Raw genomic sequence first — 13871 nt, 5'->3', positions numbered from 1 at the left:
GTCAGTCCGGGCTGCGAAGGCCGATCACCCGGCTTGCGAGCTTCGTGAGCTCGGCCACCACCTCGTCGGGCGAGAGGCGGCCGTTCGGCCGGTACCAGCTGTAGAGAAAGCCCGGCAGGCTGCAGGCCGCGAGCGCGGTGATCTTGGTTTCGGTGAAGTCCAGGTCGCCGTCGCGGCGCGCTTCTTCAAGAAGCGGGCACAGCAGGTCGTAGAAGTGGTGCGCGAGCTTCTTCTGCGCCGCTATGTATTCGGGCCGGTACACCTGCGGCTCGCGGTACGGAAAGAAGGCGCAGGGGTGGTGCGCAATGGTCGCGCGGATCAGCCGCTCGATGCCTTCGAGCACCTTCTCGCTCGCGCGGCGCGGATCGCCGGCCGCAAAATCGAGCGCGGTGAAGCAGTCGACCGCGGGACGCCACGACAACGTTTCGAAGATCTCCTGCTTGTCGCGGAAGTAGTAGTACACGAAGGGCTTGGTCACGCCCAGCGCGCGCACGATCTGCGCCATGGTGGTGTTGGCATAGCCCTGCGCCGCGAAGAGCTGCGCCGCCGCCTGCAGGATGCGCTCGCGCTGGAGGTCGGTGCCCTGCGTGGCCGCGCGCTGGCGCCCGGTGCCCTGCGGCAGGTGCGGCTGTGCGGTGGCGGCGGCCTTGCCAGAGGGTTTGTGCCGTGTCGCGGAAGTTATACCCATGGGTAGGATTGTTGGTGCACCATGCACCCATTGGCAAGCGCTTGGCTCCTGCAGCCGGCTATCGATAACCCTGAGAAAGTGACGCCATGGAGACATTGCCCGACCGTCCGCAACAACCCCTGCACGAGTACCTGCGCGCCCATGCGCGCGAGCGCGGTGAACGCCCGGCCTGCATCTGGTACGGCCACGCCATGAGCTGGGCCCAGCTCGACCGCGCGAGCGATGCCTTCGCGGCGCGGCTGCAGGCCATCGGCGTGAAGAAGGGCGAGCCGGTGGTGCTGTTCCTCAACAACTGCCCGCAGTACCTGGTCGCGCATTTCGGCATCCAGAAGATCGGTGCCATCGTCTGCCCGGGCAGCCCGCTCAACAAGGAGCACGAGCTGGCCTACCAGGTCAACGACCTCCAGGCGCGCGTGATCGTCGCTGCCGCACCGCTGCTGCCGGTGGTGCGCAAGGTGCAGCCGCAAAGCGCGCTCGCGCATGTGTTCGTGGTGCACTACGCCGACCTGCTGCCCGAAGAGCCCGTGCCCGAGCTGCCGGCCGAACTGCTCGCCGAGCGCAGTGCCCCGCGCAGCGTGCCCGAAGGATGCGAGGACTTCCTGGCCGTGATGCAGGGCGATGCGGTGCCCCGGCCCGTGGCCATCGACCTCGACGACGTGGCGCTCATGACCTACACCTCCGGCACCACCGGGCTGCCCAAGGGTGCGATGCTGAGCTACGGCAATGCGCTCTTCAAGACCCGGGCGGCGGCCGACTGCAACGGCGTGGCCGGCGACGACGTGCTGCTTTCCATTGCGCCGCTCTATCACATCGCCGGCATGCTGATGGGCGTGAACGTGCCGGTGCTCAGCGGCGCGGCGTCGGTGCTGCTGCACCGCTTCGATCCGCGCGCGGTGCTGCAGGCCATTGCGCGCTACAGGGTGAGCTGGTGGTACAGCATCGCGCCGATGAACGTGGCCTGCATGCAGGTACCGGACATCGCCAGCTTCGACCTCTCGAGCCTGCGGCGCAATCCGGTCACGAGCTTCGGCATCGCCTTCACCGAGCCGCTGGCGGCGCAGTGGCGCGCGCATGCGCCCAACTGCACGTCGTTCGAAGCCGCCTACGGTCTCAGCGAAACCCACACCTGCGACACCTACACGCCGCACCATGCGCCGCGCTGGGGCACGCAGGGCATCGCGGTGCCGGGCGTGAGCATCCGCATCCTCGACCCCGACACGCAAGCCGACCTGCCCGCGGGCGAGGTCGGCGAGATCGTGCTCGCGAGCCCCGGCTCCTTCAAGGGCTACTGGAACAAGCCCGAGGCCACGGCGGCCACGCTGCGCAATGGATGGGTGCACACCGGCGACATGGGCAAGCTCGATGCCGACGGCTACCTGACCTTCATCGGCCGCTTCAAGGAGATGATCAAGGTCTCGGGCTACAGCGTGTTCCCCGAGGAGGTCGAGACCATCCTCATCAAGCACCCCGCAGTGGCCCAGGCCGCGGTCATTGCGCAGCCCGATGCCGAGAAGGGCGAGGTGGTCAAGGCCTTCATCGTGCGCAAGCCCGGCGCGGCGCTCGAGGCCGATGCGCTCATCGCCTGGTCGCGCGACAACATGGCCAGCTACAAGGCGCCGCGCGCCGTGAGCTTCATCGACGCCCTGCCGACCACCGGTGCCGGCAAGGTGCTGCGGCGCCTGCTGAAAGACAAAGCCTGAAAGGTTCTCCCTTGTTCTCCAAAGTCCTGATTGCCAACCGCGGCGAGATTGCGGTGCGCCTGGTGCGTGCGCTGCGCGACCTCGGCATTGCGAGCGTGGCGGTGCATGCGCGCGACGATGCATCCGCGCTGCATGTGCAGCTGGCCGACGTGGCTGTCGCGCTCGACGCGGCCGGGCCCTCGGCGTATCTCGACATTGCTGCGCTGATCGGCGTGGCGAAGGCGCAGGGCTGCGACGCGGCGCACCCCGGCTATGGCTTCCTGAGCGAGCGCGCGGACTTTGCGCAGGCCTGCGCGGATGGCGGGCTGGTCTTCATCGGCCCCGCGCCCGAGCAGCTGGCGCTGTTCGGCGACAAGGCGCGCGCACGTGCGCTTGCCACGCAATGCGATGTGCCCGTGATGCCCGGCAGCGCCGGCGCAGTGACGCTCGCGCAGGCGCAGGCCTTCTTTGCCGAACAGCAGGCGCAGGGCGCTGCGGGCGTGATGATCAAGGCCATCGGCGGCGGGGGCGGGCGCGGCATGCGCGCTGTCATGAATGCGGACGAGTTGCCCGAAGCGCATGCGCGCTGCATGTCCGAGGCCAAGGCCGCCTTCGGCGTCGAAGGCGTGTATGTGGAGCGCCTGATGCGCAATGCGCGCCATATCGAAATTCAGGTGCTCGGCGACGGCCAGGCCGTGGCCAGCCTCGGCGAGCGCGAATGCACCCTGCAGCGGCGCTTCCAGAAGCTGGTGGAGATCGCGCCCAGCCCCTCGCTGCCCGATGCGCTGCGCACTTCCATCACGCAGGCGGCGCTGCGCATGGCCAGGGCCGCGGGCTATCGCAGCCTGGGCACTTTCGAATTCCTCGTCGATGCCGAATCGGCCACGCTCCCTTTCGTCTTCATCGAGGCGAACCCGCGGCTGCAGGTCGAGCACACCGTGACGGAGGCCGTGACGGGCCTGGATCTCGTGCAGCTGCAGATGGCGGTGGCAGCCGGCCAGCCGTTGAAGGCGCTCGGCGTGGAAGCCGACCGCACGGCGGCGCAGCGCGGGTTTGCGCTGCAATGGCGCATCAACGCCGAGACGCTCGATGCCCATGGCAGCGCGCGGCCCTCGGGTGGCACGCTCGCGCGCTTCGACCTGCCGAGCGGGCCCGGCGTGCGCGTCGATACGCACGGCTATGCGGGCCTCGCACCGTCGCCGCACTACGACACGCTGCTTGCCAAGCTGATCGTTCATTCGCCGTCGCCACGCTTTGCCGATGCGCTGCGGCGCTCGCTGCGCGCACTGGACGAATGCCACATCGACGGCATCGTGACCAATCTCGCATTGCTGCGCGCCATTGCGGCGCGGCCCGAGTTCGCGGCGCAGGCGGTGCACACGCGCTTCGTCGAAGCGCACCTGGGCGACCTGCTGGCCGCCGCGGCATCGCTTGAAAAACATGCAAGGAAGATCGCACCTGCCGATGCGCAGGCGGCGGCAATCGAAGACGACGATGCGGACGACCTGACGGTCAAGGCGCCGATGCCCGCCAAGCTGGTGCAGTTCGAAGTGGCGGTGGGCGATGTGCTGCCTGCCGGCGCGCAGCTCGGCGTGCTCGAGGCCATGAAGATGGAGCACCTGCTGCACGCGCCCGTCGCGGGCCGCGTGGTTGCGCTGCTCGCCGAGCCAGGCGACTACCTCGTCGAAGGCCAGTCGCTGGTGCGGCTGGAAGCGGTCGATGCGCAGGCTGTGGAAACCGAGGCGCGCACCGAACAAGACCTCGATGCGATCCGCCCCGACCTGCGGAAGGTGATCGACCGCCATGCCTTCACGCTCGATGCCAACCGCGGCGCGGCCGTGGCCAAGCGGCATGCGCAGGGCGGGCGCACCGCGCGCGAGAACATCGCCGACCTGTGCGACACCGCCGCCGACCCCGGCAGCTTCATCGAATACGGCGCCCTTGCCATCGCCGCGCAAACGCGCCGCCGCACGCTCGAAGACCTGATCGCCAACACGCCGGCCGACGGCATGGTGACGGGCCTCGGCAGCATCAACGCGAGGCAGTTCGGCCCCGAGGCTTCGCGCTGCGCCGTGCTGGCCTACGACTACACGGTGCTGGCCGGCACGCAGGGCATGCGCAACCACCATAAGACCGACCGCATGCTGTCGATCGCGCACCAGTTGAAGCTGCCGGTGGTGCTGTTCGCCGAAGGCGGCGGCGGGCGGCCGGGCGATACCGACATGCCCATCGTCGCGGGCCTCAACAACCACACCTTCAGCCAGTTCGCGGCGCTCTCGGGCAAGGTGCCGGTGCTCGGCATCGTGCATGGCCGCTGCTTCGCGGGCAACGCGGCGCTGCTGGGCTGCGCCGACGTGATCATTGCCACGCGCGGCAGCAACATCGGCATGAGCGGCCCCGCGATGATCGAGGGCGGCGGGCTCGGCAGCTTCGCGCCCGAGCAGATCGGGCCGAGCAGCGTGCAGTCGCGCAACGGCGTGATCGACATCCTGGTGGAAGACGAGGCCGCGGCGGTGGCTGCGGCAAAGCAATATCTTTCGTATTTCCAGGGGCCGGTGAGCGACTGGCAGTGCGCCGACCCGCGCGCGCTGCGCCACGTGGTGCCCGAGAACCGGCTGCGCGTGTACGACGTGCGCGCCGCGATGCGCGGCGTGGCCGACACGGGCTCGCTGCTCGAGCTGCGCGCGGGTTTCGGCGCGGGCATCGTCACCGCGCTGGCGCGCATCGAGGGCAAGCCGGTGGGGCTGATGGCCAACAACCCGCACCACCTCGGCGGCGCGATCGACGTGGAGGCGGCCGACAAATCGGCGCGCTTCATGCAGCTGTGCAACGCGCACGGCTTGCCGATCGTCTCGCTGTGCGACACGCCCGGCTTCATGGTCGGCCCCGAGATCGAGGCGCAGGCGCAGGTCCGCCATGTCTGCCGCATGTTCATGGTGGCCTCGCACCTGCGCGTGCCTTTCTTCGCGGTGGTGCTGCGCAAGGGCTACGGCCTGGGCGCGCAGGCCATGACGGCCGGCGGCTTCGATGCACCGGTGTTCACGGTGGCCTGGCCGACCGGCGAATTCGGCGCGATGGGGCTCGAGGGCGCGGTGCGCCTGGGCTATCGGAAGGAGCTGGCGACGGCGGCCGAAGGCGCCGAGCGCGACGCGCTGTTCAAGACGCTGGTGGCGCAGCAATACGCCAATGGCGAGGCGATCCACATGGCGCAGACGCTCGAGATCGATGCAGTGATCGATCCCGCCGAAACGCGCACCTGGCTGGTGCGCGGACTCGCCTCCGCGGGGCGTTCCGCGCAGGCGGCTTCGCCCTATGTAGACACTTGGTAACCATGCACTAGACCTCGTCACATGCAATGGCAAGGGGGCTCCTTAAACTGAGTCGCTTTGTGCGCATGAAACTGGGTTTGCATCGGCTTTCCGCTCTTCGCAAAGGTGCTCTGCGGCATTGGATGGCCGCGGTGGGTTGCCTGCTGTTTGCCGTTGCAGTGGCCGTGCAGGCCGTCCAGCCCGATACCGATGGGCAGCCGCAGCCGAAGCAGCCCGTCGAGGCGCACTGGGTGGCCGGATGGGCGGCCGCTCCGGTGGATTTCCGCGAACTCAGCGCGAATCCGCTCCTCACGGCCGCGGCACCCCGGCCCGGCGGCGATGCATTCCGCGGGCAGACGCTGCGGCAGCAGGTCGAGCCCGCGCTGAGCGGCGAGCGCGTTCGTATCCGCTTCTCGAATCGGTTCGGCAAGACGCCTATGCACATCGCCGAAGCCAGCGTGGGGCACGGCACCGGTGGCGGCGCGGTCTCTCCGGCCACGCTGCGCAAGCTGCGCTTCGGCGGGCGCGCAAGCACGGTCGTCGCGCCGGGCGCCGAAGCCTGGAGCGATGGCGCCGACCTGAAGGTCGAGGCCGGGCAGGCGGTGGCGGTGAGTGCCTTCTTCGATCGCGCCGTGCCCTTCGCGACCGTGCACCTGCGGTCGCCCGACACCAGCTGGGTGGTGGGCGGCAATGCGGTCGCAACGCCGAGGCTGCACGATGCCGCGCCCTTGCCGCTGAACCACATCGTGACCGGACTCGACGTGATGACCACGCAGCCCGTGCGCACGGTGGTGGCCTTCGGCGACTCGATCACCGCGGGCGGCGGCGAGGCTGGCGATGGGTCGTATCCCGAACTGCTTGCCACGCGCCTGCGCAACAGCCCTTCGGCGGCGCAGGCGGTCTCGGTGCTGAACATGGGCATCGGCGGCAACCGGCTGCTGGTCGACGGCATCGGCCCCAACGGCCTGTCGCGCTTTGCGCGTGATGCGCTCGGGCAGAGCGGCGCGACGCACGTGATGATCCTGCTGGGCACCAACGACATCGGCCGCAGCGTGTTCGTGCTGCCGGGCCGGCCGACGCCGGAGCACGAGGTGCCGACGGCGGAGCGCATCACCGACGGCCTGCAGCAACTGATCAAGCAAGCCCGCGCCAAGGGCGTGAAGGTGCTGATCGGCACCGTACCGCCGTTCAGGAACACGCCCTACTGGACCGAGGCCACGGAGGCCATGCGCAGCGAGGTCAACCGCTGGATCCGCAGCCGCCAGGACGTGGACGGCATGATCGATTTCGACGCCGTGCTGCGCAACCCGGCCGATCCGACGACGTTGAACCCCGCCTACGACAACGGCGACCACCTGCATCCCAACAAGGCGGGTCATGCCGCCATGGCCGCGGCCGTCGATCTTCGCGAACTGCAGGAGTAGCGGCCGTAGTAAGTGCCTACAAAGGTACTACTTTGGTGGAAACACCTCTACACAAAGTCCCGTCGAGTGCTTACAGGCGCTTCACATGGCTTGGTCAGCATGAAGGCTCCAACCACTCATGAGGGGACCCCCATGAAAAAACTCGCAATTACCCTTTCCGTCGCTGCGGCTTCGCTGCTCTCGGTGGGAGGCGCGCTGATGGCGCCGACCGCCGCCCAGGCGCAGCCCGGGGTGTATGTCGAAGTGCCGCCGCCGCCGCCCCGCCACGAGCGCATTCCGCCGCCGCGCCGCGGCTACGTGTGGGCGCCGGGGCACTACGAATGGCAGAACGGACGCCATGTGTGGGTCCGGGGCATGTATGTGCGCGCCCGCCCGGGCTACGCCTACCGCCCGCCGGAATGGCGCGAGCGCGATGGCCGCTGGGAATACCGCCGCGGCTATTGGGACCGCGACCGCGACGGCGTGCCGAACCGCTACGACCGCCGTCCGAACAATCCGAACCGGTATTGATTAGCGCAGGCTCACCAGTTCGAGGGCTTCATTGACCTGGAATGCCCCGCTGCTCGCGCCGCCGCGCGTCTTCGCCTCGAAGCGAATGACGCGCCCGAGCTCGGGCGAAAACCACACTTCGGCCCGGTAGGGGCCGTACTGGTTGCCGGAAACCGCTCCGGCGTTCGCGAAGCGCTGCGTGAACCCGCGGTATTCGATCCGCACCACCTTGAACTCTTGTCCGCCCACTGTCAGCACGGTGTCTTCCATCACCGTGGCGGAAAGATCCATGTTGATGCGGATTCCGCCCAGCGTGGAGCTGTAGCTCTTCTTCCAGGCGGCTTCTTCCTTGAGGTTTTCCTTGGCCCAGCCACCCGGCGGCATTGCCGTGTCGAACTCGCCGGCGACGGCGCTCGTGACGCTGATCACCTCGCCGCCCGGCTTCTCGATCCATCCGCCGCTGTTGAAGCTGATGCGGTCGTCCGTTGCGGGATCCGCACGGTAGACCACCTTGCGATAGACGTTGGTGAGACGGTCGTGCAATTGGTATTCGATAACGTTCGGCCGGCCGGAGCCCTGGCCCGGCGCCGCAATGCCGCCGCCGGAAAGCGCCGCGGGTTGCGTTGCCAGTCGCTCGATCGCAAGCTGCCCGCGCAGGGGCAACTCCGCAATCCACGATGCGGGAATGGCGAGATTTGCCGAGCCCGATCCAGCAGTCGCTGCGCTGACCAGCCCGGCCAGCCGGCCCTGCGCGTCGAAGAGGCCGGCTCCGCCGAGGCCCGCCTCGGGTTGCGCGGCGAGCTGCAGCGCTTCGAGCTCGCCGGTGTCGTTGCGGCGCAGACCGGCGAGCATGCCGATGCCAAGCGTCAGTTCCTTGCCGCGCGGAGATCCGACGATATGAAGCGGCATTCCGACCTGCAGGTCGTTCGCGGGTGTGATGCCGATCGGCGGTGCGGAGAAATTGGGGATCCGCAGCTGGCACAGGTCGCGTGCGACGTCCGGGAACACCAGCGTGGCGCCATAGCTCACGTTGTCGCGCTTCAGCGCCACGCCGGCGGCCTTCGCGAGCAGCTGGCAGTTGGTGACGGCGGTGCCCGCGCCGGTGGCAACCGCGCTGCCGGTGGCCAGCACCTTCCCTTGCGCATCGTGGGTCTGCACCACCCAGACGCTGGGCGAAACCCGGGCAAAGAGCGCATCGGGTGCGAGCGCGGCGCCGCTTCGCGCATCCTGGGCGGATGCGGCGGGGACTGCCATCGCAATGGCAAGGGCCAGGATAAAAGTCGGAGGCTGGTGTTTCATCGGTTGGCCTGCAGAAGCAGCCGCAGATCGTTGATCGAGGTCTTGGCGAAAGGCGTTGCTGCGGGCGCCGCGGGGGGCGTGCTGCGGACCGGCGGGCGCGCGGTGGCGGCGGCAGTGTCCTGCACGAGCGCCGCGGCACCAACCGCCTTGGGCGGCGGTGTTGCCGGAGGCGTTGTTGTCGCCGCAGCCGCCGGGGGGGGGGGCGCAGCAACAGCAGCGGGCGGCGATGCGTTCGCCGGCGTGGCCGGCAGCGGCATCCTTCCACCATAGGCCAGCGATGGCAGCGCCTTGCGGCCTGCTGCCTCCGCCACCCGTTCGAACGCCGGGCGGCCGACCAGAAAGCCCATGCCGATGCTCATCTCGATATAGGCGGTCTGCCGTGGCCGCAGCACGATGTCGATACTGGCTTCGGCCTCGGTGCGGGCGCTGGCCTTGTAGGCGCCGGCCGGCCGATCGATGAAGAAGAAACTGCCGGGCTGCGACTTTCCGACGACCTGGCCATTGACCGTGACCTCGGGCTGTATCGCGGCACCGAGGATCGAGTCGCGATAGAAATAGATCCGCCCCTCGTTCTCGCCCAGCGAGGGGAGGCTTTGCGCCATCTCCGAATACCGGGGCCCGGTAGCGGAACACCCGAACAGGCAGGCCGCAAATGCGGCCAGCAGGAAACCACCCATCCAACGTCGCATCGCGCCTTCTCCTCTTTTGGCGCTGGATGCTACACCCGCTTACATGCGCTGCTGACCTTGGATGGCTACCGGAACACGACCGTGCGGTGCCCGTTCAACAGCACGCGGTGCTCGCTGTGCCACTTCACGGCGCGGGCCAGCACCTGGCTCTCGGTGTCGCGGCCGCGGGCCGTGAGGTCTTCGACCGTATCGGTGTGGTCGGCGCGCGCCACGTCCTGCTCGATGATCGGGCCTTCGTCGAGGTCGGCCGTCACGTAGTGGGCGGTGGCGCCGATGAGCTTCACGCCGCGGTCGTGCGCCTGGTAGTAGGGCTTGGCACCCTTGAAGCTGGGCAGGAACGAGTGATGGATGTTGATGGCCCGGCCGGCCAGGCTCTTGCACAGGTCGTTGCTCAGGATCTGCATGTAGCGCGCGAGCACCACGAGCTCGGCGCCCTCGGCCTCGATGATCTCCAGCTGGCGGGCTTCGCCCTGCGCCTTGGTGGCGGCCGTCACGGGAATGTGATGGAAGGGCACGTTGTAGCTGGCGGCCAGCTGGTAGAAGTCGCGGTGGTTCGAGATGATGGCGCGCACGTCGATGGCGAGCAGGCCGCTCTTCCAGCGGAACAGCAGGTCGTTCAGGCAGTGGCCTTCCTTGCTGACCAGGATCACGGTCTTCATGGGCTCGGCCGCGGCATGCAGCTGCAGGCTCATGCCGAAGCCGGCGCCGAAGGTGGCGAGCTGCTCGCGCAGGGCCGCCTCGGTGTGGTCGCTGCAGGCGAAGCGCACGCGCATGAAGAACAGGCCCGTGTCATGGTCGTTGTACTGGGCGGCTTCCTCGATGTTGCCGCCGCGTTCGAGCAGGAAGCCCGAAACGGCATGCACGATGCCCGTACGGTCGGGGCAGGAGAGGGTCAGGATGTAAGCGGGCGTAGTGGTCGTCATGAGGGGCACGATTGTCGCAGGGGTGCCAGAATGCCGTTTTTTGGTGCGCGTTAAGCAGGAGCAATCGATGGCTTATCAGGACTTCAACATGGGCAACCAGTGGTTGCCCTTCACTCCCAACCGACACTTCCAGAAAGACCCTCGCGTTTTCGTGGCCGCCGACGGCATGGAGTTCACCACGCACGACGGCAAGAAGGTGATCGACGGCATCTCGTCGCTGTGGTGTGTGGGCGCGGGCCACAACCGCAAACCGATCAACGAGGCGATCAAGAAGCAGCTCGACACGCTCGACTACGCCACCGCCTTCCAGGTCAGCAACGACAAGGCCTTCAAGGCGGCCGAGATGATCGCCTCGCTGGCGCCCGGCGACCTCAACAAGGTGCTGTTCTGCAATTCGGGCTCCGAGGCGGCCGACACCTCGATGAAGGTGGCGCTGGCCTACCACCGCGCGCGCGGCGAGGGCCACCGCAACGTGTTCATCGGCCGCGAGAAGGGCTACCACGGCGTGGGCTTCGGCGGCATGTCGGTGGGCGGCATCCCGGGCAATCGCAAGGTGTTCGGCTCGGCCTTTTTGCCGCGCGTGGACCACATGCGCTTCATCCATGATCCGGTGAACCACGCCTACATCCACAACGAGGAGCCGGTGTGGGCCGAAGACCCGCTGGTCGAGCTCGAAACGCGCATCCTGCCGCTGCACGACCCGAGCAACATCGCCGCGATCATCGTCGAGCCGGTGGCCGGTTCGGCCGGCTGGTACCTGCCGCCCAAGGGCTACCTGAAGCGCCTGCGCGAGATCTGCGACAAGCACGGCATCCTGCTGATCTTCGACGAGGTCATCACCGGCTTCGGCCGCATGGGCACCAACTTCGCGTCGGACTATTTCGGCGTGGTGCCCGACATGCTCAACTTTGCCAAGTGCGTGACCAACGGCGTGATTCCGCTGGGCGGCGTGATCTGCCGCGACAAGCTCTACGACGCGATGATGAAGACCGACGCGCCCGAGCACGTGGTCGAGTTCTTCCATGGCTACACCTACTCGGGCCATCCGGTGGCCTGCGCCGCCGCCATTGCCACGCTCGATCTCTTCAAGGAAGAAAACCTGTTCGCGCGCGCCGGCGAGATGGGCAGGGTGCTGGGCGATGCGTTCCACAGCGCCTTCAAGGGCCTGCCGAACGTGGTCAGCATCCGCAGCCTCGGCCTGGCCGCGGCGGTGGAGCTCGCGCCCATCGCGGGCACGCCGGGCAAGCGCGCCTACGACATCTTCCTGGACTGCTTCCACAAGGGCGCGCTGGTGCGGCCCGCGGGCGACGTGCTGGTGATTGCGCCGCCCTACATCGTGGAGAAGCAGCACATCGACACGCTGGTCAACACGCTGGCGGATTCGATCAAGAAGTTCGCTTGACGATTCCTGCGCAGTAGTCCTTCGGCGGCAGCGGGGCCGTGCGCCAGACGGCGTCGTAAGCGCCCTTGTTTTCGTCCTCGTCCGCCGATTCCCCGGCCTGCAGCCGCACCGACTTGACCGACACGTCGGTCGGCAGGTGCTGCGGCACGCCCAGCACCTTGGTGGCATGGCCCGCGCCGCTGACCAGCAGCACCGTCTTGCCCGGCTGGCGGGCCTTGACGATGGCCTGCGCCATGGCGCGGTCGCGCCCGACCTGGATGCGCGTCATCGGCACGATCTGGGGCTCGGGCAGCAGCTTGCAGTGGCCTTCCCGCACGGCATCCTGCTGCGCGGTGTAGGCCTCGCCGTTGAGCTGCACGTCGAGCGAGACGTCGGCCATCGCGTTCTTCATGCGCGAACGCGGCAGGTTGGCGCCGATGACGGGCACGCCGGCGCGCACCGCGGCCATCACCACCGGGCCGTAGCTCTGCCAGGGCCAGGCTTTGTCGTTCCAGGCCAGCGCGTCACGCACCTGCGCATCGGTGGCCGCGGCGTCGAGGCGAAGGGTGCTGTGGCCTTCCTCGGCCATTTCGAGCAGCAGCGCGGCCAGCTTGCCCCGGCTGGCCAGCGCCTCGACGGTTTCGCGCTCGATCGCGTGGTGCTCCGGGGCGTCGTGCTGCTCGCCGAGGATCAGCGCGTCCACCGGCAGCAGCGCCGCCGCGCGGCGCGCCACGGGCGCATCGGGGCCGTCGAGGAGCGCGGAGCAACCCGCAAGGGCCATGGCAGCGAACAGGGTCAGCAGGAAGCGGGAAGCCCGTACGGGAAAGGGTTGGCATCGCATCGCGCCATACTATGCGCTGGCGCTCGACCGCAGCGCCATCCAATTCCGCTTCTTCCCTTCCCGCCCGTGTCTCTCCGCTTTCCGGTTCGCGTGCTGGCCACGCTGTTGCTCGCGCTCGCCGCGGCCGAAATCTGCCTCGCCCTGCACACGCCCCTGCCGTGGATGATCGGCCCGCTGCTGGCGGTGTCGCTGGCATCGATTGCCGGCGCGCCCACGGCCAGCTTCACGCCGCTGCGCAATGCCGGGCAGTGGACCATCGGCACCGTGCTGGGCCTTTATTTCACGCCCCAGGTGGTGGCGCTGGTGGCCGGCGTCTGGTGGGCCATTGCGCTGGCCATTGCCTGGGCCCTGCTGCTCGGATGGGGATTCGGGCGCTGGCTGCACGGACTGCACGCCCAGCGGATGCCGCATGTGCCGGCCAGATCCATGAGAGCCACGACTTACTTCGCAGGTGCCATCGGCGGCGCCTCCGAGATGACGCTGCTGTCCGAATCGGCCGGCGCGCGCACCGACCTGGTCGCTGCCGCGCACAGCCTGCGGCTGGTGGTGGTGACCATCGCCATTCCGTTCGCAATGCAGTGGAGCGGCCTGCACGGCCTCGAAGTCAATCCGCCCACGGTGCGAGAAGTGAATGCGGGCGGGCTCCTGCTGCTCGCGCTGGCCACCGGCGCCGGCGGGCTTGCGATGCGGGCGCTGGGCCGCACCAACCCCTGGTTCATGGGGCCGCTGGTGGTGGCAATGGGTTTCACCATTGCGGGCCAGCCGCTGTCGGCCGTGCCTGGCTGGATGTCGAACACCGCGCAGCTCGTGATTGCGGTGAGCCTGGGCGTGCGCTTCAGCCGCGAATTCCTGCATACGGCGCCGCGCTGGCTGGGATCGGTGGCGCTGGGCACCGTCGGCATGCTGGTGCTGTGCGCGGGCGCCGCCTGGCTGCTGGCCTGGGCGACGGGGCTGCATCCCGCCACCATGATCCTGGGCACCTCGCCGGGCGGCATCGCCGAGATGTCGATCACCGCCAAGGTGCTGCAGCTGGGCGTGCCGGTGGTGACGGCGTTCCAGGTGTGCCGGCTGGTGGCGGTGCTGCTGCTCGTGGGGCCGATGTACCGATGGATTTACCAACGGAAATGAGCGGCGGGCGCTGAAAAGACGC

Annotated in this window: 11 protein-coding genes; 6 read left to right on the top strand and 5 right to left on the bottom strand. The window is 68.5% G+C overall.

From position 1 onward, the window contains the following. Position 1 precedes the first annotated feature (1 nt). Entirely contained in the window at positions 2 to 688 is a 687-nt protein-coding gene (locus RZE77_RS24725) for a TetR/AcrR family transcriptional regulator (protein ID WP_319439685.1), read from the bottom strand. A gap of 86 nt (positions 689 to 774) precedes the next feature. Here RZE77_RS24725 and RZE77_RS24720 point away from each other — a divergent pair, with 86 nt between their 5' ends. From RZE77_RS24720 to RZE77_RS24705, 4 genes are all read left to right on the top strand, one after another. Then, positions 775 to 2388 carry an AMP-binding protein gene (locus tag RZE77_RS24720; protein WP_319439684.1) on the top strand — a complete coding sequence of 538 codons (1614 nt, stop codon included), beginning with the start codon at positions 775 to 777 and terminating at the stop codon, positions 2386 to 2388. A gap of 11 nt (positions 2389 to 2399) precedes the next feature. After that, a complete protein-coding gene (locus RZE77_RS24715) occupies positions 2400 to 5696 on the top strand; it encodes a carboxyl transferase domain-containing protein (RefSeq protein WP_319439683.1) in 3297 nt (1098 codons plus the stop codon). Positions 5697 to 5818: 122 nt separating this feature from the next. Then, positions 5819 to 7099, top strand: coding sequence for a GDSL-type esterase/lipase family protein (locus RZE77_RS24710; RefSeq protein ID WP_319439682.1), 1281 nt, complete (start codon positions 5819 to 5821; stop codon positions 7097 to 7099). Positions 7100 to 7231: 132 nt separating this feature from the next. Further along, positions 7232 to 7609: a hypothetical protein gene (locus tag RZE77_RS24705; RefSeq protein WP_319439681.1), complete on the top strand. Its 378-nt coding sequence runs from the start codon at positions 7232 to 7234 to the stop codon at positions 7607 to 7609. On the opposite strand, the gene RZE77_RS24700 is transcribed toward RZE77_RS24705, so the two are convergent. The 3 genes from RZE77_RS24700 to purU all read right to left on the bottom strand — a co-directional run bounded on the left by RZE77_RS24700 (position 7610) and on the right by purU (position 10499). Next, the gene (locus RZE77_RS24700) at positions 7610 to 8887 is read right to left on the bottom strand and encodes a S1 family peptidase (protein ID WP_319439680.1); all 1278 of its coding nucleotides are present in this window, start codon (positions 8885 to 8887) and stop codon (positions 7610 to 7612) included. Then, positions 8884 to 9564, bottom strand: a complete 681-nt coding sequence (locus RZE77_RS24695; protein ID WP_319439679.1) for a DUF2846 domain-containing protein — start codon at positions 9562 to 9564, stop codon at positions 8884 to 8886. The genes RZE77_RS24700 and RZE77_RS24695 overlap by 4 nt, the downstream gene beginning before the upstream one ends. 77 nt (positions 9565 to 9641) lie before the next feature. Next, positions 9642 to 10499 carry a formyltetrahydrofolate deformylase gene (gene purU, locus RZE77_RS24690; protein WP_319439678.1) on the bottom strand — a complete coding sequence of 286 codons (858 nt, stop codon included), beginning with the start codon at positions 10497 to 10499 and terminating at the stop codon, positions 9642 to 9644. A 67-nt stretch (positions 10500 to 10566) separates the two neighbouring features. Between purU and RZE77_RS24685 the strand changes: the two genes are divergently transcribed. Then, entirely contained in the window at positions 10567 to 11901 is a 1335-nt protein-coding gene (locus tag RZE77_RS24685; protein WP_319439677.1) for an omega-aminotransferase AptA, read from the top strand. Here the strand turns inward: RZE77_RS24685 and RZE77_RS24680 are convergent. Then, positions 11885 to 12661: a ChaN family lipoprotein gene (locus RZE77_RS24680; protein WP_319439676.1), complete on the bottom strand. Its 777-nt coding sequence runs from the start codon at positions 12659 to 12661 to the stop codon at positions 11885 to 11887. The genes RZE77_RS24685 and RZE77_RS24680 overlap by 17 nt on opposite strands. A gap of 126 nt (positions 12662 to 12787) precedes the next feature. Here RZE77_RS24680 and RZE77_RS24675 point away from each other — a divergent pair, with 126 nt between their 5' ends. Next, positions 12788 to 13849, top strand: coding sequence for an AbrB family transcriptional regulator (locus RZE77_RS24675; RefSeq protein WP_319439675.1), 1062 nt, complete (start codon positions 12788 to 12790; stop codon positions 13847 to 13849). Positions 13850 to 13871 lie beyond the last annotated feature (22 nt).

Source organism: Variovorax sp. SPNA7 (assembly GCF_033807855.1).
GTDB lineage: Bacteria > Pseudomonadota > Gammaproteobacteria > Burkholderiales > Burkholderiaceae_C > Variovorax > Variovorax beijingensis.
Note: the sequence above shows the minus strand (reverse complement) of the source record. Positions and strands in the feature narration are given on the sequence as shown.